Genomic DNA, 18,893 nt, shown 5'->3' with positions numbered 1-18,893 from the left:
GGCCGCCCCGGCGACCGCCGTCACGCCGCCGGCGGCGGCCAGTTTCATCGCATGGCGCCGGGTCGTCTCGTTCATGTTCGTTCCTTCTTCGGGCGAGCGGGAGGGAGTCCGGGGCGAATTCGCCGTGCCACGCACGGCGACCGCGCCCCCAGCCCACTCGCCCCCGAGCGTCCCGTCAAGACGCGACCCCGCCCGCTGCGAAACGCGGGACTCGAAAGTCCCTCCCCCGGCACCGCGGGCGCACCCGCCGCGTCCCGGACGCTTGCAGCGTCCGGGACGCTCGATGCTTCTCAACCGCCCGGGTGGCTGGGGCAGGAGCGAAGCGGATGCCCCAGAACGGATTGCGTGCGAAGTCGGGGGAGAACAGCGCGGGCGTCACGGGTTCTGGGGCATCCGGTGCCCTAGGCACCCGGCGTATCGATGCGGTCCAAGGTAACTGGCTCTCAAGCATCGGCTCGGCCAGCTTAAACCTCGCCCCCTCTGCCCCAGCCACCTAGCCGGCATCAATTTACGCCAAGAGGAAACTTGCCATTCTGCGGCGGCCCCGATACGGTGATGTCAACAGCACTTCTGTACCACCTTCGTTCGAAAGGTCATCGAATGTCTGAAGAATCTGACTCGACGGTGGACTCTCCCGAAGGAGGACGTCAATATCAAGGTCCCGCCGGCGGAGATGGGGGCAGGCCGTTCTTCGATGACAGCATCGCGTCTGGTGATCGAATTGCTGAAATTCGCATCTGGTCGGGGTCAGTTGTCGACTCCATTCAACTCGTTCTCATCCGAGGCGATGGTTCGATCAGAACGCTCGACCGCCACGGAGGTTCTGGCGGCGATCCCAGTTCGTTCTCGCTTGCGAGAGGAGAGTCGATTGTCAGAATCTGGGGTAGGTGTGGCGACTTGATCGACAAGCTGAATATTCAAACTTCGGCCGGCAAGACATACACTTTTGGAGGTGGAGGGGGGCGGTCCACCTACTCCTTCAGTGTTCCGCAGGGACAAAAATTCGATGGTTTCTGGGGGCGATCCGGAAGCCTCATTGACGCGCTTGGGATAATTCATCGTTAGATCCCGACGACTGGTCGAAGTGTGGTGCTGCTGAAAATTCGACAGCACCTTCCGTCGGGAATCGAGCACTCACTCTGCGGAAGCGAACGGGCTAGGTGAGCGGACAAAACTATCCGCCTCACCACCCCGCGCTCAACACTTCCCCGCCGGCCCGGGTGGCGGCGGCTTGCCAGGTGGCGAGGTCGATGCCGTCGGCGACGAAGCGCACGGCGCCGTCGCAGAGGGCGACCTGCACACCGCCGCTATGAAAGCTGCGGGCGGTCAGGCGGGCTTTTTGTTGGCGTTGGTTCATGCAGTCCCACGCCGCGGCGTTGGGCGGGAGGGCGTGGTCGTAGAGCGTGTTGCCGTAGTTGCCGAGGATCCATTTGCCGCCCCGCTCCGTGAACCAGCCGCCGGCGGCGTCGGCGAGGCAGGCGGCGTCGATGGGGTCGTCGCCGCCGGGGATTTCTCGAATTAAACCGGCCGTCGCGGCCGGGTCGGCGGCCGCCGTCGCCGGGTCCAGATCGACCGTGCCGCCGGGGCCGAGGGGGCGTTCGCTGAAGGCGACGGTGTTCGTCACGCCGTCTCGTAAATCGGCGAAGCGGACCGCCGAGGCGGTGTAGAACACGCCGTCGGCGTCGTTCAACGAGCCGTAGTCTTTCAACCCGCTGCCGGCGTTGCCGGCGTAATTCGTGGCGCCGAAGCGGTCGGGCTCGGTCTCGAACCCGGGCACGCGGCCGAGGCCGTCGGCGGGGCAGAGGAAGGTCGGCACCACGGCCCCCGCCGCGGGGGCGTTCTCGGCCCCGCTGAACGTCACCCCGCCGCCGATGCCGAACGTCACCGGGGCGGCGTCGTAATTGATGCTGCGATGAATCGTGCTGCCCTCCAAGTAGGGCAGCAGATGAGCCTGGGGCGAGAAGATCACCGGCAGCGGCGCCCCCCGGCCGGCGGGGAACGCGCCTTCGACCCCCTCCAAATTATGCAGCGCCAACCCGAGCTGTTTGAGGTTGTTGGCGCACTGCGTCCGCCGGGCCGCCGCCCGGGCCTGCTGCACGGCGGGCAATAACAGGCTGACCAGAATCGCGATCACCGCGATCACGACCAGCAGTTCGATCAACGTGAATCCCGCCCGGTCCCGTGCCGCCCGGTCCCGTGCCGATCGTCCCCGCCCGGGAGCAAACCCCACCCGATCACGCGGGGCGGCGCCGGGGCGGCGGGGGTGAGGGGCGGCGGGCGGCCGGTCTACCATGGGGGCGTCGTCGCCGTTGGGAACATCTGAATTCCATCCGTCCTGTCAGACAGGTTCGCCGTCATGCTTCGCTCCCGCCCCCGTGCCGTCCACCGCCCGCTCCTCGGGGCGGCCCTGCTTGCCGCCGCCGCCGGGTTCGGCACGGCCGGCGCCGCCCCGGCCGCGGACGTCCCCGCCGAGTCGCGGGTGCCCGTCGAGCCGTTCGAGGCGGAGCCGATCCGCATCACCGTCGAGGACCTGCCGGAGCCGTTCGCCTCCGAGAGCGTCAGCAACAACCCGAAGGTCGTCGTCCCGCCGGACGACTTCCACCTGCACGTCCCCGAGGGGTTCCAGGCGAACCTGTTCGCCGAGGGGATCGAGAAGGCCCGCTGGCTGGCGCTCACGCCGGAGGGGGACGTGCTGGTCTCCTGCGGCCGCACGAACAAGATTCACCTGCTCCGCGATACGAACGACGACGGCGTCTCCGACGAACGCAGCCTGTTCCTCGACGAGTCGAACGGCGCCAACCTGCCCTTCGGCATGGATTTCGCGCAGGTCGACGGGCAGTGGCATTTTTATCTCGGCAACACCGACGCCGTGCTGCGGTATCCCTACGAAAAGGGGCAGACGAAAATCACCGCGGTGCCCGTGCCGATCACGGAATTGCCGGGGCAGGGTTATAACCAACACTGGACGCGGAACGTGCGGGTCGCCCCGGACGGCAAGCATCTCTTCGCCACCGTCGGCAGCGAATCGAACGTCGACAAAGAGGCCCCGCCGCGGGCCGCCGTGCTGCGGATGAACCTCGACGGCACGCACCGCAGCGTCTACGCCTCCGGCCTGCGGAACCCGGTCGGGCTGGACTTTCACCCGGAGACCGGCGCGGTCTACGTGAACGTCAACGAGCGGGATAAAATCGGCGACGACCTCGTGCCGGACTACCTCACGCTGGTGAAAGAGGGGGCCTTCTACGGCTGGCCCTACGCCTACCTGACGCCGGAGAACGTCGACCCCCGCCGCACCGAAAACGGGCAAAGCGAGCGGCCGGACCTGGTCGCCCAAACCGTCACCCCGGACGTGCTGTATCGGTCGCACTCCGCGGCGCTGGGGCTGGCCTTCTGCGACAGCGACAAATGGCCGGAACGCTACCGCGGCGGGGCCTTCAGCGCCTTCCGCGGCTCGTGGAACCGGGACGAGGGCACCGGCTATAAAATCGTGTTCGTGCCCTTCGAAAACGGCCGCCCGACCGGCGTCTACGAGGACTTCGTCACCGGCTTCCTGCTCGACCCGTCCGTGCCGCTGACCTGCGGCCGCCCGGTCAGCGTGCACTTTGCCGCGGACGGGGCGCTGCTGTTCACCGAGGAGGGCAACGGCCGGGTGTACCGGATCACCCCGCCGTCGATGTAAGCCGTGTCGATGCGACGCCTCCCCCCTCTCCCTTGAGGGAGAGGGGCCGGGGGTGAGGGTGGCGAACGGTTCGCCCGTCTCCGCTCTCTGCAGTGAGGCGCCTGACGGAGAGTCGGCGGACGGCGAACGGACAGCGGGCGTCGCTGCCCCCTCACCCCCGACCCCTCTCCCCAAAAGGGGGCGAGGGGGGACGGTTTATTTTTCTTGTTTCTTCAATCGACTCCGGCGGGTCGTTCGCCGGGGCGGGGGCTTGAACCGCCCCGCGGGAGGGGGCACAGTCGCCGCGTCCGCCGCTCCCGCGTTCGTCCCGCCCGCCGTTCCCGCATGTCCCCCGGCCGGCTCGCGCGACGCCTCCTCGCTCCGGCCCGGCGCTGGCAACTGGCCCGGCGGGGGGACGCGTTGGCGGCCGGGCACCGCCCCGTCGCCGGCGATCCGCCGCCGGGGCCGGGGGCGGGGGGAACCGTCGTGCTGGACCTCCGCGAGCGGCCGCTGGACCGCTACCCGTATTCGCTGGGCCGGCTGCTGTTCGAGGGCGGCTACCGGGTGCATCTGCGGGTGCGGTCGGAGCGGTTCGGCCGGGGGGACAAGTACGGCCGGGAGCTGTTGGCCCTCCCCGGATTGACGGTCGAGACGACCCGCCGCGGCCGCCCGGCCGGCGTGCCGGACGGCGATCCGGCCCGGATCCTCTGGATCACCGAGGACCCCGCCGCCGACGTGCCGGACCGCCCGTTCCGGGCCGTGATTCGCCTCCGCTACGACTGGGCCGCGGCCCCCGCGGGGGCGTTGGTTCTCCCCTTCCCCCTGCACCCGGATCACTACCGGCCTGCACCCCAATCCCGGCCGTTGGACGACCTCGCCGCCCTGCGGGCCCGGGACCGCACCGTCGGCGCGCTGTTCGCCGGCGCCGCCGACCCGGGCGTCTACGGCAGCGGCCCGATCCGGGAGACCTTTCACCTCGTCCCCCGGGCGGCGCTGCTGGCCGCGCTGGAGGGCCGCCCGCACGCCCCCTCCCCGCTGCCCCCCGCGGAGTCCGGCAACGCCCGCAGCGCCCTGCACGCGGCGCTGCGGCGGCAGGGGGGGACGACGCGGGACCGGTTCGTCCGCCCGGACGGGTGGAAGATCGGGGCGGACGAGTGGCTGGCCTCGCTGGCGGAGGCCGACTTCTTCCTCGCCCCGCCGGGCTACCGCATCCCGTTTTCGCACAACCTGACCGAGGCGCTGGCGGTCGGGACCGTGCCGATCACGAACTACGGCCACCTGATGCGGCCGGCGCTGACGGACCGCGAAGCCCTGCTGTTCAATACGCCGGAGCAGTTGACCGAACGCCTCCGCGAGGCGCTGGCGATGCCGGTCGACCAGCGGCGAGCGATGGGCCGGGCGGCGGCGGCGTACTATGACGCCCACCTCGCCCCCGCCGCGTTCGCCGGACGGCTGGAACGCCTGATCGAGACCGCCGAGGCGACGCCGCCGACGCTCTACCTCGTCACCCACGACTTGCCGCCCGGCCCGGTTCCCGCCCCGCCGGACGGACGCCCTGCCTGACGGGCGACGCCCGGGGGTTCCCCGGGTCGGGGCGATCGTTCCCGCCCCGGTCCGTCCGCCGGGGGCCGGCGCCATGCTGGGGGCATGCCGACTCCCGCCCCCGCCGCTCTCCGCCGCCGGCGGGGGGGCCTGTGCGCCGGGCTCCTCGGCGGGGCGGCGGCGGTCGTGGCGCTGATCGGCTGCGATCTGCCCCGCGACCCGGGGGGCACCATGGAGACGGTCCGCGGGAACGTGCTGCGGGCCGGGCTGACGGAGGACGCCCCGTGGGTCGTCCGCGGCGAGGGGGGCGAACCGGGGGGGATCGAGGTGGAACTGATCGAGGAGTTCGCCGCCGCCCACGACGCCCGGGTCGTCTGGTTCTGGGGCCCCGCCGACGAAGCCCTGCGGCAGTTGGAGCGCCGGCAGCTCGACCTGGTCGCCGGCGGGCTGACCGACGACACCCCCTGGGCCGGCCGGGTGGGGCTCAGTCACGCGTATTTCACCGAACCGCCGCGGCCGGATTCGGAGCATCCCCGCAATCACGTGATGGCGGTGCCGCCGGGGGAGAACGGTTGGCTGGTCGCCCTGGACAAGCGCCTCGCCCGGGCCGCGGCCGAACGGGGCGACCGCTGGCGGGAGCGGTTGCTCGCCGAGGCCGGGCCCGGGCCGCTGGAACCCGCCGCCCCGCCCGAGCCGTCCGCCCCCGGGAGCGAGGCGCCGCGATGAGCGACCCCGCCCCCGCCCCCGCCGCGATGCGGCCCCGGCACCCGTACGGGTTGCCGGAGGACCGCCGCCCGGCCCTCGCCCGCGCCCGCCGCCTGGAGTGGTGGACGCTGGGCTGGATGACTTCGATTATCGCCGTGATCTACTGGGCGATGGGCTCCAGCGCCGCGATGCGGGCGGCGTGGATCGAGGACCTGCTCTCGCTGGTCCCGCCGATCGCGTTTTTGTGGGCCTCCCGGTTCGAGTTCCGCAGCCCCAACGACCGCTTTCCGTTCGGGTATCTGCGGTCGATGCAGATCGCCTACCTGGGGGCCTCCGTGGCGCTGTTGATGCTCGGGGGATACCTGGTGATCGACGCGATCCTGACCCTGACGCTGGGCGACCGCCCCACCGTCGGGGCGATCTTCCCGCTGGGCGGCGCGCTGTTCGACGAACCGATCTGGGCCGGATGGATCATGATCCTGGCACTGACCTACAGCGTGATCCCGCCGGTGATTCTGGGCCGGATGAAATTAAAACTCGCCGACGACCTGCACGACGACGTGCTGGCCTGCGACGCGAAGATGAACAAGGCCGACTGGATGACCGGCCTGGCGGGGGCCTTCGGGGTGCTGGGGGTCGGCCTCGGCTGGTGGTGGGCGGACGCGGTCGCCGCGGGGTTGATCGGGCTGGACGTGACCCGGGACGGCGTCCGCGGCACGGTGCAGGTGGTCGCGGACCTGATGGACCACGTCCCCACCGGCGTGGGCGATCGCTCCCCCGACCCGCTGCCCAGCGAACTCCGCGCGCGGTTACTGCAACTGGACTGGGTGGAGGACGTGGAGTTTCGCCTCCGCGAGCAGGGCCGGGCCGTCACCGGTACGATCTTCGTCGCCCCCAAAGCCGGCGCCGTCACGACCGCGGACGAATTGATGAGCCGCCTCCGCGAGGCGGAGCGCCTCGCGGAGGACTGTCACTGGCGGCTGTACGACCTCGACGTCCGCCCGGTCCGGCAACTCAAAACCGCCGTCGACCAGCGCTCGGAGCAGGGCGAATGAGCCGTCCGCGCGGGCCGCTCATGGGCGCCCCTGCTGGCCGACGCTGCTCATGGCCGCTCCTGTTCATGGTCGACCGGCGTCCGACGGTCGGGGCCGGATCATTTACGGCGTGACGGCGACTTTCAGCACGCCGTCGCGCTGGTTGGCGAACAGATCGTAGGCCTCTTCGATGCGGTCCAGCGGGAACCGGTGGGTGACCAGCGGTTGCAGGTCCGCCCGGGCGGAGGCGAGGACGTTCATCAGGCGGCGCATCCGCTCTTTGCCGCCGGGGCACAGCGTCGTGACGACGGTGTGGTCGCCGAGCCCCGCCGCGAAGGCGTCCAGCGGCAGCGTGAGCTTGCCGGAGTACACGCCCAGACTGGACAGCGTCCCGCCCGGCCGCAGCACGCGGAGGCAGCTTTCGAAGGTCTGCTGCGTGCCGAGCGCCTCGACGGCCACGTCCACGCCGCGGCCGTCGGTGGCCTCCAGAATCGCCTCGACCGGGTCCTCGTCCTGATAATTAATCACCACGTCGGCGCCGAGTTGGCGAGCCGTGGCGAGCCGCTCCGGCAGACCGTCCACGGCGAAGATGCGGGTCGCCCCCGACAGCCGGGCACCCACGGTCGCGCACAGGCCGATCGGCCCCTGGGCGAAGATTGCGACGGAGTCGCCGATGCGGATGCGGCCGCTTTCGGCCCCGCCGAAGCCGGTGCTCATGATGTCCGGGCACATCAGCACCTGTTCGTCGCTGAGGTGGTCGGGGATCGGGGCGAGGTTGGCGGCGGCGTCCGGAATTAAAACGTATTCCGCCTGACAGCCGTCGATGGTGTTGCCGAGCCGCCAGCCGCCCATCGGCTTGCCGCCGCACTGGGAGCGAATCCCGTCGAGGCAGGAATGGCACTGTCCGCAGGGCGTGATCGCCCCGGCGATCACCCGCTGGCCGACCTCGTAGCCCCGCACCGCCGCCCCGAGTTCCGCGATCACGCCCACCGGTTCATGGCCGACGGTCAGGTTGCGGGCGACCGGATATTCGCCCTTCAAAATATGCACGTCGGTGCCGCAGATGGTCGTCGTCGTCACCTTCAGCAGGGCGTCGAGCGGCCCGACCTGCGGCACGGGCTTCTCCTCCAGCACGATCCGCCCGGGTTCGACGAAGACCGCGGCCTTCATGGTGCGCTGTCCGCTCATCTCCCGCTCCGGGGTTGAAGGTCTGACTGACGTGAAAAGGGCTCCCGCAGGGTGCGGCGCCGCGCCCGTCGCGTCAACGGGCGCCGCGTCAACGGACGCCGCGTCAACGGGCGCCGGGGCGGGGCCGTCAGTCGGCGTGCAGGTCCTCGACGAAGCGTTGCTCCGGGTGGACGCGCTCGTACGGCACGCCGCGTTGCTCCGCCACGATCCGCCGCACGGTCAGCGCCGTCCGCGGGTTCACGCCGGGGGAGCATCTGGCGAGAAACTCCGCGTCGGAAATCGCCGGCCAGCGCTCCCGCCAGTCCTCCCCGGCGGTCCGTTCAAGACGCACGGCGATCGCGAGGACGGCGACGAGCGCCGAGATCACTCCGGCGGCGAGGATCAGGAGATCGGGCACGGGGGTCCTCGTTACGGTTCCGTCGGACGGAGTGCGGGCGCGGCCTGGCCGGTCGGCGTCGGTCGAATGGACTCGCCGCTCAGTGCGGCCCCGCCGCCGGGGAGAGGTTGAGCACCACGACGCCCGCGACGATCAGCCCCATCCCGATCAGTGCGGCCGCGTTGAGTTTCTGCCCGAACGCGACCCAGCCGACGAGGGTGATCAGCGTGACGCCCAGGCCCGACCAGATCGCGTACGCCACGCCGACGGGGATCGTCCGCAGCGTCAGCGACAGGCAATAAAAGGCCGCGGCGTACCCCACGACGACCACGGCCGAGGGGCCGGGCCGGGAGAACCCCTCCGACGCCTTCAGGGCCGAGGTCGCGATCACCTCGGCGACGATCGCGACGAGCAGGAAGAGGTAGTTCAAGGGAGCGACTCGGCGGGAACGACGGGGGGCGGCCGACGGACGGAGGGTTCGGCAGCCGGTTTCGAGCGGCGCTCACGTCGTCAGGCGCTTCTGCATGACGAAGTGGGGGAGGGTCACTTCAATGAATTCGTCGCCGACCCGCCGGTAGCCGAGTTTTTCGTAGAACCCGACCGCGGTCGCCCGGGCGTGCAGCGTGACGTTCACGAAGCCCCGCCCCTTGAGGTCGCGCTCCACCGCCTCCATCAGCCGGCGCCCGAGCCCTCGCCCGTGCGCCTCCGGCCGCACCGCCATCTGCCGGAGCTTCGCCCCGCCGTCCGCCAACGGCACGGCGACGACGCAGGCCCGCAGTTCCCCGGCCTCGAACAGCCCGAGGTGCCACTGCTCCGCCTCGCCGGAGAGGTCGTCGTCTGCGAGGCGATGCCCCAACGGCCGCCGCAGCACCTCGTCCCGCAGGTCGTACTCCTGGCGGTAGTCGTCGGAGCCGAAGGCGATTTGCCGGAACTGCGGCGAGGCGTCGTGGTTCATCGGTCCTCCAACTGGCGGCGGAGGCGTCGCACGGCGCTCGCCCGGCCCGGGTTCGGCGGCTTCGCTTCGAGCCGAACAAGGTTCTGCTCCAGCTCGTGCCGGAGCCGCACCCGCCGGCGGAACCGCTCCTCGGCGACGGCGTGATTCTGCCTGTTCAGGCTCCGCCGCAGGGCCACCCACTGCTTCGCCGCGGACTTGCGGGGCGTCGGGATCTTATACCCTAGACACCGACAGGGCTTCCCGCAAAACGCGCAGCGGACGTCCCGCCCGAGCGACAGCCCTCGCCGCACGGCCTCGCGGCAGTCAAAGCAGACCCAAGTTCGGTTGCTCATGGCGTGTCGCTCGTGGGTCCTGAGGGTGCCGTATGATGACGCCCAAGTGGCGTTTCGGGTCGAGCACCGATTAGGTGTCCTCGCGGGCAATCGTATTGCACCGGAAAGACATGCTCCCTTGGCTGCTGAAATCGAGGGAGATCCGCTTCCGACCGTTCTCAATGTTCTCCGCTGCACAGTCCCAGCTCAGCGGCTGGCTAGCCTGTCGCTCGTTTTGAGTCAGCTCGATTCTAAGTTGATCGACCCACTCGAAGCGGAACAGTACCGCACTCCCCGCGGCAAACCGTAAACCGATAGACACGTCGCGGCCATCGTTGATCCAAGTGATGGAATCGAGGACCGCGTCACAGAGCGGGTACGAGTTGAACTGTTCGGCCGAGATCTCCACGGGAAGCTCACTCGGAGTTTCTGCAGCACGGCACATCGTAACGCTCCCCCGGCCTTACAGACACAGTCGCCGTGGGACAGGTCGAAGCGAGCGGTACTGACATGGGACGAGACCGCGCCGCGAACGCCCCGCCCCCGCGCCGCCCGCCCACTCCGCGCAATCCCCGTAGGCAGACTGGGGCGGATCGGGTACAATCCACTGCCCTTCTGTCCACCTATTCCGTCCCCGCCCCCCGCCGCCGTGGCTGCGTCCTCTCCCAGTTCCAACGGGTCCGCGAAGAAGAAGACCCGCCGCCGGAAGAAGAGCATGCGGCCCGAGGGGCGGCCGGAGGTGCGGTACGTCTCGCTCGCCGAGGAGACCCGGCGGCGGTACCTGAACTACGCCCTGTCGGTCATCGGCAGCCGGGCGCTGCCGGACGCCCGGGACGGGCTCAAGCCGGTCCAGCGCCGCATCCTGTACGTGATGGGGCGGGAGCTGAACCTCGCCCCCGGCACCAAGACGGTGAAGTGCGCCCGCATCGTCGGCGACACCATCGGCAAGTACCACCCGCACGGCGACACCGCCGCCTACGACACTCTCGTGCGGCTGGCTCAAGACCACGCGATGCGGGTCCCGCTGGTGGAGGGCCAGGGGAACTTCGGCAGCGTCCTCGGCCTGCCCGCCGCCGCCGCCCGGTACACCGAGGCCCGCCTCACCGCCCCGGCCGCCAGCCTGATGGCGGAGTTGGGCAAAAACACCGTCCCCACCCGGCCGACCTACGACGCCGAACGCACCGAGCCGGTCGTCTTTCCCGCCGCGTTCCCCCACCTGCTGGTCAACGGGGCGACGGGCATCGCGGTCGGCATGGCGACCAACATCCCCCCGCACAACCTGCGGGAGGTCGTCAACAGCGCCTGCCACCTGATCGACGACCCCGACGCCACCGTCGCCCAACTGATGCAGAAGGGCATCAAGGGGCCGGACTTCCCGCTGGGCGGGCGGATCGTCTCCGACCGGGCCGACATCCGCACCGCCTACGAGGAGGGCCGCGGCTCCATCAAGGTGCGGGCCGTCTGGGACTTCGACCCGGAGGATTCCCAGCCGAAGAAGGGCCGCAAGAAGGCCCAGCCGGCCCGGCTGGTGATCGACAGCCTGCCCCACGGCGTGACCAGCGGGGCGGTGATCGCGGACCTCAAGGCGCTCGCCGAAAGCCGCAAGATCCCCCAGATGCTGGAGGCGGACGACGAAACCGACCGCACCCACGGCCTGCGGATCGTCGTCACGGTCAAGAGCAAGCAGGACGCCGAGGCCGTGATGGCCTACCTCTACAAACACACCGCCCTGGAGCAGAACTTCGCGGTGAACCTCACGGCGCTGGTGCCGGACGTGTTCGACGCCGGGGAGAGCGCTGATCACGCCGAGGCCCCGCGGGGCCTCGGCGTGACGGAGGCGGAGGAGGACGAGAGCAACGAGCGGGAGGAAAGCGAAACCGAACTGCTCGACGGCGGGGAGGACGTCCCGCTGGTGCCGCGGCGGCTGGACCTCAAGCAGATGCTGCGGGTCTTCCTCGACTTCCGTCTGCAAACCGTCACCCGACGGCTCAAGCACGACCTGCGGGTGCTCCGCCGCCGCATTCACCTGCTGGAAGGGTTCGAAATCCTGTTCAGCGGGATCGACAAGGCGATCCGGCTGATCCGCGAGTCGGACGGCAAGGCGGACGCCCGCGAAAAGCTGATGGACGCCTTCCCGCTGGACGAACTCCAGACGAACGCGATCCTGGAAATGATGCTCTATAAGATCTCCCGGCTGGAGATCGACACGATTCTCGGCGAACTGGCCGAGAAGCGGGCGGAGGCCGATCGGCTGGTCAAGCTGCTGAGCGACGAGTCCGCCCTGTGGGCGCTGATCCGGGCGGAACTCAAGGAGATCGGCGACGAGTTCTCCGACCGCCGCCGCACCAGCCTGGGCGGCAGCGAGGAGGTCGAGGAGTTCGACCCGACCGCCTACATCGTCAAGGAGGACACCAACGTCGTGCTGACCCGCGACGGCTGGATCAAACGGCTGGGCACGATCAACGCCGTCGACGCCCTCCGCACCCGCGAGGGGGACGAAACCCTCTGCGTGCTGGGCGCCAGCACGCTGGACGCGATCGTGTTCTTCGCCGAGGACGGCACCGCCTATACGTTGCCCGTGGAGCAGATCCCCGCCAGCACCGGTTACGGGGAGCCGCTCAGCAAGCACGTCAAACTGGACGACGGGGTGCGGATCGTCGCCGCGATCAGCACCGATTCCCGCTTCACCCCGCTCGATTTCGAAGTGGACGGCACGCCCTCGCTGGCCCCGCACCTGTTCGTCGCCACGGAGCAGGGGCAGGTCTCCCGGGTGGGGCTGTCCGGCTTCCGGGACGTCAGCACCCGCGGCGGCCGCAAGTTCCTGCGGCTGACCGGCGACGACCGCGTCGTCCACGTGGAGCGGGTCGACGGCGCCGAGAGCGTGTTCCTCGCCACCAAAAAGGCCCGCGTGCTGCACTTTAAAATGGAGACCGTCCCGGTGCTCGCCGGCCCCGGCAAGGGGGTGAAGGGCATCGACCTGGAGAAGTCCGACGCCGTGCTGGGCGCCCAGCTCTGCCGCCGCCCCAGCGACGTGCTGCACGTTTTAAACGTGAACGACAAAGAGCTGCCGTTCGGCCAGATGAAATACACCCCCACCGGCCGCGGCGGCAAGGGGGTCAAAACCAGCCAGCGCACCGGCTTCAAACAGGTGCTGCACGACGGCCCGGACCTGGTGGACTGGGGGGCGGCGAAGTGACCCGATCGTCCTCCCGAAACCGCTATTCCCCCTCGCCGGACGGCGTTCCCGCCGTCGGCCCGTCCAAACCGAGGTTCACGAAGCTGTCCGCCGCCAGCGCCGTGACGAGGTCCGGCAGGTGGGTCTCAAACAGTGTCAGCAGGGCGTTCGTCCGCAAGTTGCCCGTCGTGACGTACAGCAGGACCGCTGGGGCCCCGAACGCCCGGTGCGTCTTCAAAAAGTCGTCGTCCTTCGAGATCACCGCCCGCTCGGCGGCGTCGGCGAACGTGCGGATATCGAAGTCGGCGCTGCTTTGGCCGCCGGGGGTGTCGAAGACGTGCAGGGCGTCGTGCCCCCAGTCGTTCAGCCGCGTCGCCAACAGCGGAGGAAGTTGCTCGTCAACGACGAACTTCACGCCGCCGCCCGCCGCGCTTTCGCAGCCGCGACCGCCTCGCCGAATGCGTCCAAGGCCGCCGGGTCACCCGTGCGGAGGGCCGGCAGAGTCGAGGCGTACAGCAGACAGGCACGGACGTCCTCCCGGGAGAGGTAAGGATAGTCCTCAACGATCTGCTCGATCGTCTCGCCGGCGCCCAGCAGGTCCAGAACCACCCAGACCATCATCCGCGTTCCCCGGACGCAGGGCTTTCCGAAGCAGACGTTCGGGTCCACGCTGATCCGCTGTAAAAGCTCCTCCGTCTCCTTCGCCGGACTCGCCGGCGTGGCTGTCGCGGCGGACATCGGAAAACTCCTCAAGTCGAACGTCGGATTACGGGCGGCGTGAGCCCGCCCCATTCTATCTCTCTTCCCGTCTCATCGCCATGTCCGCCGCCGCCGCCCCTGCCAATCGCCTGACCAAAAGCGCCAAGGCCGCCGCGCCCTCCTCTTACGGGGCGGCGGATATTGAAGTGCTGGAGGGGCTCGAAGCCGTTCGGCGGCGGCCGAGCATGTATATCGGCGGCGTCGACAACCGCGGCCTGCACCATTTGCTGTGGGAAGTCGTCGACAACTGCGTCGACGAGTTCCTCGCCGGCCACACCGACAAAATTGAAGTCGTCCTCGAAAAGGACGGCCAGGCCGTCCGCGTCCGCGACTGGGGCCGCGGCATTCCCGTGGACGACCACCCCAAATACAAACGCAGCGCGCTGGAGGTGATCCTCACCACCCTGCACGCCGGCGGGAAGTTCTCGGACAAAAACTACGCCCGCAGCGGCGGCCTGCACGGCGTCGGCAGCAGCGTGGTCAACGCCCTGAGCAGCCGCATGACGGCGATCGTTCACCGCGACGGCTATGAGTGGGTCCAGCACTACAAACGCGGCATCCCCGTCGGCCCGGTGGAGCGGGCCCGCGAGTTCCGCGGCAGCGGCACGGAGATCGCCTTCCGCCCGGACCCGCAGATCTTCAAACAGACGCGGATGAACCCGGAGATCATCAAGACCCACCTGGAGGACATCTCCTACATCCACGCCGGCCTGCACATTAAGTTCACGGACGAGGCGAAGAAGGAAACGGTCGAGTTCGTTCAGCCCGACGGCATCAAGGCGTACCTCGAAAAGCTCTGCAAGGAGGGCAAGCGCCGGTTCGTCCACGAGGAGCCCTTCACCGCGGAAAAGGACGACGGCAGCATCAAAGTCGAGTTGGCCCTCCGCTGGACCGAGGCGACCGACGAGCAGGTCCGCAGCTACGTCAACGGCATCCGCACCCACGCCGGCGGCACCCACGAGAGCGGCCTGCGGGCCGGCGTGCTGAAGGCCGTCCGCAATTATATGGCCACTCACGAGAAGACCGTCAAAGGGGTGACGATCGGCCCGGAGGACATCCGCGAGGGCGTCACCTGCGTGCTCAGCGCCTTCCACGGCGACCCGATGTTCCAGGGTCAGACGAAGGAGAAATTGAACAACCCGGAGATGACCGCCTTCGTGGAGGGCGTCGTCCGGCCGGGGGTCGAAACCTGGATGAACAGCAACCCGTCGGTCGCCGACGCGATCCTCGCCCGGCTGGTGATGGCCGCCCGCGCCCGGGCGGCCAGCCGGGCCGCCGCCGCCGACGTGCGGGGCAAGTCCGGCGGCAAGAAGCGCGGCGCCCTGCCGGAGAAGCTGCTCGACTGCCGGGGCAAGGAGATCGAGAACAACGAACTGTTCCTGGTCGAAGGCGACAGCGCCGGCGGCACCGCGGCGATGGGCCGCGACGGCGTCACTCAGGCCGTGCTGCCCCTGCGAGGAAAAATCCTCAATACGGAGGGGCTGTCTACCGGCAAGGTGCTCAAGAACGCGGAGGTCAAAAGCGTGGTCGAGGCCCTCGGCGCCGGCATCGGCCCGAACTTCGACGAGAGCCGCCTCCGCTACGGCCGGGTCATCCTGCTGATGGACGCCGACAGCGACGGCTACCACATCTCGACGTTGCTGCTGACGTTCTTCTTCCGTCACATGCCCCGGCTGGTGCAGAGCGGCAAGCTGTTCCTCGCCCAACCGCCGCTGTACCGCATCAGCGTGGGGAACCGCACGGAGTACGCCATGGACGACGCCGCCAAGGAGGCGTTGCTGGCCGAGATCCCCGCCGGCCGCAAGGTGGAGGTCTTGCGCTTTAAAGGGCTGGGCGAAATGGACAGCGAACAGCTCCGCGAGACCACCCTCGACCCCGCCACCCGCACCCTGCTGCGGGTGGACGTGGAAAGCCAGTTCGAGGCCGACGCCGCCTTCACCCAGTTGCTCGGCAAAGACGCCGGCGAGCGCTACCGCCTCATCATGGAGGGGGCGAGTCTGGCGGACGACCTCGATCTGTGAGGCCCGCTGGTGCGGGAAGCGCCGAATTCCAAGAGACAAGAACCAAAGGACGACGGGGCGAACCCGTTTTGGTTCTTGTCTCTTGGAATTTCTTCCGTCAGCGGATGTCGCGCCAGGCGTCCCAGCCGAGGTAGCCGACCAACGCGGCGGAGACCAGGAACAGCACGTCCATCACCGTCTGTCCGCCGAACACCTTCGCCGCGGGGGGCAGGGCGAGGTCGAGGATCGCCAGCAGCGCGGCGACCGCGGCCAGGGCCCAGGCCAGGAAGATCATCCGGCGGGCGGTGGTGGGGCTCGCCATGGGGAGGGAGTGGGGGCGGATCGCGGTCGGGGGGGACACGGGGCGGAGGCCAATACCCACGGGGACAATCGTGGAACGTGCCGCGAAACATACGACACGGCCGCCCGGGATCGCCACACCGGCCGCCCCGCACGGCCGACGCGGCCCCGCCGGGGGCCGGTTCTGCCGCTTCCTCGCACCTCCCGGCGGCCCTGGCGCGCGAAGCGGTCGGGTTATGCGGGCGCGACGCGCCGCCGCGGGGGGTCACGTCGGAGCGGAGCACAGTTCGATCACGTGGCCGTCCGGGTCGCAGACGAACACCTGCGTCGCCCCGTCCGGCCGCCGGGTCGCCCGGCGGACGAACCGCACCCCGGCGGCGTCCAGCAGCGGTTCGAAGGCCCGCGGGTCGTCGCACCGCAGCGCCAGGTGCGGGCCGCGGGTCTGCTTGGGGCGGCCGTCCTCGTTGATGCCCGGCGGGCCGCTGCCGGGGCCGTCCGCGTCCGGCCGGGGAGTGCCGGGGCCGTGGCTCTCGATGATGTGCAGCGCCGGCGGGCCGCCGGGGGCGGTGGCGAACCACAGCCCCCCGAAGGAAAACGCCGGCCGCGGGACCTCGGACATCCCCAGCAGGTCCCCGTAGAACGCCCGCGTGCGGTCCAGATCCCCGGCGACCAGCGTGGCGTGGTCGAAGGCCGTCACCCGCGGGCGGGCGCCGTCGGGGCCGCTCCGGGCCGGCGGGAGGCCGTCGGCGGGCTGCGGGGAACCGGTGGCGCCGGACGGGGGGGCGGCGGGCATGACGAACGGGCCTCGGGGGGAGAAGAAACGCCGGCGCCGGCGGCGCCGGCGCCCTAGCGTGGCCGGAATCGTCCCGCTTCGCACGTCCGCATGCCCGCCCTCGCCGCCCCCGAACCTCCGCCGACCGGTCCCGCCGCCGCCTCCGTTCCCACGGAGCCCGCGGCGCCGACGGACCGCCGCGTGGCCCGGTTCGCCCCGGTGGCGGCGCTGATCGAAGCCCTGCACGCCGCGGCGCCGCACCGCCCCGTCGCCGTGCTGGACGCCGGCGGGTTCGACACGTTCTGGAAGGCCCTGCCGCCGGCGTTGACGGCGAAGTGCCGGGTCACGCTGCTGGACCCGGGCCTGAAGAAGCCGCCGCGGGAGGCCCGCGACCCGCGGTTCGATTACGCGACCGGCGACCTGTGCGACCTGTCCCGCTGGCGAACGGGCGAGTTCGACCTCGCCTTCAGCCAGGGGGCCCTGGACCATCTGGGCCTGTACGAACGGCAGGAACGGTTCGCCGCGGAACTCCGCCGCGTCGCCCGGCGGTACGCGGTCCGCACGCCGAACCTGTGGTTCCCCGTCGACCCAGACTACCGCGTGCCCCTGTGGCAGTTCCTGCCGACCCGGCTGCGGTCCTGCCTGGTTCAGCGGGCGCAGATCGGCTGGATCGACCGGGCGACGAACGCCGCCGACGCGACCCGCTGGGTGGAGGAGACCCGTCTGGTCACCGCGTCCGAACTCCGCACGCTCTTCCCCGACGGCCGCCTGCACCGCGAACGTCTGAGCGGGCTGACGAAGTCGTTCCTCGTCATGGGGCCGGAGAAGTTTCTCCCGTAGGGTCCGCTGCGCGGACCGCCTTGGAGGAACCGCCGTCGTCCGGGGCGGTCCGCACAGCGGACCCTACGGCCGCGTACGCCAATCGAGCCACGCCAACCCCGCGACGCCGCCGAGCGTGGCGAGGTTGAACAGCCCGGCCTGAAACAGCACCTCGGCCCGCTTCGCCGGGTCGTCCAGGTCGAACCCGACCGCCCACCCCAGCAGCGCCGGCCCGCCGGTCAGCAGGGCCGCGAACGCCGCCCACTTCGCCCCCCAACGCGCCCGCGGCGACAGTCCCAGCCCAGCGGCCAACAGGGCGAAGCAGACGCCGGTCACGGTGCTGGTGAGCGTCAGCACGGCGTCAGATCCAACCGAGCTTGGTGAATAGCGCCCCGACGCCGAGCAACGACAAAGCGCCCGCCGCGAGGACGAGCACGACCAGCGCCCCGGGCACGCGGCCTCGTTCGACCGGGGGAACGTCGGGGCGTCGGTCGGAGCGCCAGAACCACCAGACCAGCCCGCCCAGCGCCAGCATCGGCCAACAGAAAGCCCCTGCGAACCCGGCGGCGACGAGCATGGCCCGGGTGGTCACCGTTCCCCCTCACGCCCCCGCCGCAGGGCCTTGACGAAGGGGACGGCGAAGCCCGGCAGCACGGCGCCGCCGGTGAGGTCGTCGGCCTCCGTCAGCACGGCGCCGGCGCCCTCCTCCGGGCCGGTTTCGGGGGTGTGGACTTCGCAGGTCGCGGGCTGACCGTCGGTCGCCGGGTAGATCGTCCAGCAGAGCCGGCAGCCGTTCTCGAAGTACTCCCGCCGCTTCCGTTCCATCTCCGGCCGGGTGTTGGAGGGGCTGAACACCTCCACGCACAACGCCGGGGCGCCTTCCGAGTAGCCACGGGCCGCTAGTCCGTCCGGGCGCTGTTCGTCCAGGACGACGGAGACGTCCGGCGCCCGTTGCAGCAAGCCGCCGTAGAGGTCGACGAACCCGTCCGCCCCCATCACCCAGCCGAGGTCGTGCTCCTCGAGGAAGTTCCCCAAGAACATGCCAAGTCGCATGGCGATGAAGGCGGTCACTTCACTCACGGCTTTCTCCACGAGGGTTCCGTCGACCAACTCGCACAGCACGCCCTCCGCCCGGGCCGACTCCGCGTCGGTCGCCGTCGCCGTGCCGGGAGAGGGTTTCGTCCGCACGCGATCGGCCGGCAGCGTGCCGAATCGCTCGGCCAGCTCGGCGACGGTGAAGGCGTGCGGCTCGGTCGCGGGCGGGGCGGCGACCGGCGGTTCGGCGAGGGCCGGCATCGG

Annotated in this window: 22 protein-coding genes; 8 read left to right on the top strand and 14 right to left on the bottom strand. The window is 70.3% G+C overall.

The window, feature by feature from the left end:
- Positions 1-600 precede the first annotated feature (600 nt).
- The gene (locus ACG2DA_RS04330) at positions 601-1,065 is read left to right on the top strand and encodes a jacalin-like lectin (protein ID WP_395254243.1); all 465 of its coding nucleotides are present in this window, start codon (positions 601-603) and stop codon (positions 1,063-1,065) included.
- Between the two features lie 118 nt (positions 1,066-1,183).
- On the opposite strand, the gene ACG2DA_RS04325 is transcribed toward ACG2DA_RS04330, so the two are convergent.
- The gene (locus tag ACG2DA_RS04325) at positions 1,184-2,230 is read right to left on the bottom strand and encodes a DUF1559 domain-containing protein (protein WP_395254244.1); all 1,047 of its coding nucleotides are present in this window, start codon (positions 2,228-2,230) and stop codon (positions 1,184-1,186) included.
- 126 nt (positions 2,231-2,356) lie between these two features.
- On the opposite strand from ACG2DA_RS04325, the gene ACG2DA_RS04320 reads away from it, so the two are divergent.
- From ACG2DA_RS04320 to ACG2DA_RS04305, 4 genes are all read left to right on the top strand, one after another.
- Positions 2,357-3,679, top strand: a complete 1,323-nt coding sequence (locus tag ACG2DA_RS04320) for a PQQ-dependent sugar dehydrogenase (protein ID WP_395254242.1) — start codon at positions 2,357-2,359, stop codon at positions 3,677-3,679.
- A 324-nt stretch (positions 3,680-4,003) separates the two neighbouring features.
- Entirely contained in the window at positions 4,004-5,221 is a 1,218-nt protein-coding gene (locus ACG2DA_RS04315; protein ID WP_395254241.1) for a glycosyltransferase, read from the top strand.
- Positions 5,222-5,305: 84 nt separating this feature from the next.
- The gene (locus tag ACG2DA_RS04310; protein ID WP_395254240.1) at positions 5,306-5,926 is read left to right on the top strand and encodes a transporter substrate-binding domain-containing protein; all 621 of its coding nucleotides are present in this window, start codon (positions 5,306-5,308) and stop codon (positions 5,924-5,926) included.
- Entirely contained in the window at positions 5,923-6,960 is a 1,038-nt protein-coding gene (locus tag ACG2DA_RS04305) for a cation transporter (protein ID WP_395254239.1), read from the top strand. The genes ACG2DA_RS04310 and ACG2DA_RS04305 overlap by 4 nt, the downstream gene beginning before the upstream one ends.
- A gap of 102 nt (positions 6,961-7,062) precedes the next feature.
- On the opposite strand, the gene ACG2DA_RS04300 is transcribed toward ACG2DA_RS04305, so the two are convergent.
- The 6 genes from ACG2DA_RS04300 to ACG2DA_RS04275 all read right to left on the bottom strand — a co-directional run bounded on the left by ACG2DA_RS04300 (position 7,063) and on the right by ACG2DA_RS04275 (position 10,178).
- Positions 7,063-8,127, bottom strand: a complete 1,065-nt coding sequence (locus ACG2DA_RS04300; RefSeq protein WP_395254238.1) for an NAD(P)-dependent alcohol dehydrogenase — start codon at positions 8,125-8,127, stop codon at positions 7,063-7,065.
- Positions 8,128-8,254: 127 nt separating this feature from the next.
- A complete protein-coding gene (locus ACG2DA_RS04295) occupies positions 8,255-8,524 on the bottom strand; it encodes a hypothetical protein (protein WP_395254237.1) in 270 nt (89 codons plus the stop codon).
- Between the two features lie 79 nt (positions 8,525-8,603).
- Positions 8,604-8,933, bottom strand: a complete 330-nt coding sequence (locus ACG2DA_RS04290) for a DMT family transporter (RefSeq protein WP_395254236.1) — start codon at positions 8,931-8,933, stop codon at positions 8,604-8,606.
- Positions 8,934-9,005: 72 nt separating this feature from the next.
- Positions 9,006-9,458 (bottom strand): GNAT family N-acetyltransferase, encoded by a 453-nt coding sequence (locus ACG2DA_RS04285; protein WP_395254235.1) that lies wholly within the window; start codon positions 9,456-9,458, stop codon positions 9,006-9,008.
- Positions 9,455-9,790 carry a hypothetical protein gene (locus ACG2DA_RS04280; RefSeq protein WP_395254234.1) on the bottom strand — a complete coding sequence of 112 codons (336 nt, stop codon included), beginning with the start codon at positions 9,788-9,790 and terminating at the stop codon, positions 9,455-9,457. The genes ACG2DA_RS04285 and ACG2DA_RS04280 overlap by 4 nt, the downstream gene beginning before the upstream one ends.
- A gap of 70 nt (positions 9,791-9,860) precedes the next feature.
- Positions 9,861-10,178: a hypothetical protein gene (locus ACG2DA_RS04275; RefSeq protein WP_395254233.1), complete on the bottom strand. Its 318-nt coding sequence runs from the start codon at positions 10,176-10,178 to the stop codon at positions 9,861-9,863.
- A gap of 240 nt (positions 10,179-10,418) precedes the next feature.
- Here ACG2DA_RS04275 and ACG2DA_RS04270 point away from each other — a divergent pair, with 240 nt between their 5' ends.
- Entirely contained in the window at positions 10,419-12,965 is a 2,547-nt protein-coding gene (locus tag ACG2DA_RS04270; protein ID WP_395254232.1) for a DNA topoisomerase (ATP-hydrolyzing) subunit A, read from the top strand.
- Between the two features lie 22 nt (positions 12,966-12,987).
- Here the strand turns inward: ACG2DA_RS04270 and ACG2DA_RS04265 are convergent, their stop codons facing one another.
- Positions 12,988-13,359 (bottom strand): DUF5615 family PIN-like protein, encoded by a 372-nt coding sequence (locus ACG2DA_RS04265; RefSeq protein ID WP_395254231.1) that lies wholly within the window; start codon positions 13,357-13,359, stop codon positions 12,988-12,990.
- The gene (locus ACG2DA_RS04260; RefSeq protein ID WP_395254230.1) at positions 13,356-13,682 is read right to left on the bottom strand and encodes a DUF433 domain-containing protein; all 327 of its coding nucleotides are present in this window, start codon (positions 13,680-13,682) and stop codon (positions 13,356-13,358) included. The genes ACG2DA_RS04265 and ACG2DA_RS04260 overlap by 4 nt, the downstream gene beginning before the upstream one ends.
- An 80-nt stretch (positions 13,683-13,762) precedes the next feature.
- Between ACG2DA_RS04260 and ACG2DA_RS04255 the strand changes: the two genes are divergently transcribed.
- On the top strand, positions 13,763-15,724 hold the full coding sequence (locus ACG2DA_RS04255) for a type IIA DNA topoisomerase subunit B (RefSeq protein ID WP_395254229.1): 1,962 nt from the start codon (positions 13,763-13,765) through the stop codon (positions 15,722-15,724).
- A gap of 97 nt (positions 15,725-15,821) precedes the next feature.
- On the opposite strand, the gene ACG2DA_RS04250 is transcribed toward ACG2DA_RS04255, so the two are convergent.
- Positions 15,822-16,064, bottom strand: coding sequence for a hypothetical protein (locus ACG2DA_RS04250; RefSeq protein ID WP_395254228.1), 243 nt, complete (start codon positions 16,062-16,064; stop codon positions 15,822-15,824).
- Between the two features lie 204 nt (positions 16,065-16,268).
- The gene (locus ACG2DA_RS04245) at positions 16,269-16,796 is read right to left on the bottom strand and encodes a VOC family protein (protein ID WP_395254227.1); all 528 of its coding nucleotides are present in this window, start codon (positions 16,794-16,796) and stop codon (positions 16,269-16,271) included.
- Between the two features lie 90 nt (positions 16,797-16,886).
- On the opposite strand from ACG2DA_RS04245, the gene ACG2DA_RS04240 reads away from it, so the two are divergent.
- Positions 16,887-17,615 (top strand): methyltransferase domain-containing protein, encoded by a 729-nt coding sequence (locus tag ACG2DA_RS04240; RefSeq protein WP_395254226.1) that lies wholly within the window; start codon positions 16,887-16,889, stop codon positions 17,613-17,615.
- A 63-nt stretch (positions 17,616-17,678) separates the two neighbouring features.
- Here ACG2DA_RS04240 and ACG2DA_RS04235 read toward each other — a convergent pair whose 3' ends face one another.
- From ACG2DA_RS04235 to ACG2DA_RS04225, 3 genes are read right to left on the bottom strand one after another with little or no spacing between them, the layout of a single operon-like run.
- Complete coding sequence (locus tag ACG2DA_RS04235; protein ID WP_395254225.1) at positions 17,679-17,951, bottom strand: hypothetical protein; 273 nt, start codon at positions 17,949-17,951, stop codon at positions 17,679-17,681.
- 4 nt (positions 17,952-17,955) lie between these two features.
- Complete coding sequence (locus tag ACG2DA_RS04230) at positions 17,956-18,171, bottom strand: hypothetical protein (protein WP_395254224.1); 216 nt, start codon at positions 18,169-18,171, stop codon at positions 17,956-17,958.
- Positions 18,172-18,182: 11 nt separating this feature from the next.
- A complete protein-coding gene (locus ACG2DA_RS04225) occupies positions 18,183-18,890 on the bottom strand; it encodes a Uma2 family endonuclease (protein ID WP_395254223.1) in 708 nt (235 codons plus the stop codon).
- Between the last annotated feature and the right edge of the window lie 3 nt (positions 18,891-18,893).

The sequence above is a fragment of the Alienimonas sp. DA493 genome (genome assembly GCF_043951915.1).
GTDB lineage: Bacteria > Planctomycetota > Planctomycetia > Planctomycetales > Planctomycetaceae > Alienimonas.
The sequence above is the reverse complement of the archived record's forward strand: the minus strand, read 5'-3'. Positions and strand labels throughout refer to the sequence as shown.

What these genes read in the sequence shown, in the direction of transcription:
- ACG2DA_RS04330 (WP_395254243.1), top strand. Translation starts at nt 601, where the DNA reads ATGTCTGAAGAATCTGACTCGACGGTGGACTCTCCCGAAGGAGGACGT.
- ACG2DA_RS04320 (WP_395254242.1), top strand. Translation starts at nt 2,357, where the DNA reads ATGCTTCGCTCCCGCCCCCGTGCCGTCCACCGCCCGCTCCTCGGGGCG.
- ACG2DA_RS04315 (WP_395254241.1), top strand. Translation starts at nt 4,004, where the DNA reads ATGTCCCCCGGCCGGCTCGCGCGACGCCTCCTCGCTCCGGCCCGGCGC.
- ACG2DA_RS04310 (WP_395254240.1), top strand. Translation starts at nt 5,306, where the DNA reads ATGCCGACTCCCGCCCCCGCCGCTCTCCGCCGCCGGCGGGGGGGCCTG.
- ACG2DA_RS04305 (WP_395254239.1), top strand. Translation starts at nt 5,923, where the DNA reads ATGAGCGACCCCGCCCCCGCCCCCGCCGCGATGCGGCCCCGGCACCCG.
- ACG2DA_RS04300 (WP_395254238.1), bottom strand. Translation starts at nt 8,127, where the DNA reads ATGAGCGGACAGCGCACCATGAAGGCCGCGGTCTTCGTCGAACCCGGG.
- ACG2DA_RS04285 (WP_395254235.1), bottom strand. Translation starts at nt 9,458, where the DNA reads ATGAACCACGACGCCTCGCCGCAGTTCCGGCAAATCGCCTTCGGCTCC.
- ACG2DA_RS04280 (WP_395254234.1), bottom strand. Translation starts at nt 9,790, where the DNA reads ATGAGCAACCGAACTTGGGTCTGCTTTGACTGCCGCGAGGCCGTGCGG.
- ACG2DA_RS04260 (WP_395254230.1), bottom strand. Translation starts at nt 13,682, where the DNA reads ATGTCCGCCGCGACAGCCACGCCGGCGAGTCCGGCGAAGGAGACGGAG.
- ACG2DA_RS04255 (WP_395254229.1), top strand. Translation starts at nt 13,763, where the DNA reads ATGTCCGCCGCCGCCGCCCCTGCCAATCGCCTGACCAAAAGCGCCAAG.
- ACG2DA_RS04245 (WP_395254227.1), bottom strand. Translation starts at nt 16,796, where the DNA reads ATGCCCGCCGCCCCCCCGTCCGGCGCCACCGGTTCCCCGCAGCCCGCC.
- ACG2DA_RS04240 (WP_395254226.1), top strand. Translation starts at nt 16,887, where the DNA reads ATGCCCGCCCTCGCCGCCCCCGAACCTCCGCCGACCGGTCCCGCCGCC.
- ACG2DA_RS04230 (WP_395254224.1), bottom strand. Translation starts at nt 18,171, where the DNA reads ATGCTCGTCGCCGCCGGGTTCGCAGGGGCTTTCTGTTGGCCGATGCTG.
- ACG2DA_RS04225 (WP_395254223.1), bottom strand. Translation starts at nt 18,890, where the DNA reads ATGCCGGCCCTCGCCGAACCGCCGGTCGCCGCCCCGCCCGCGACCGAG.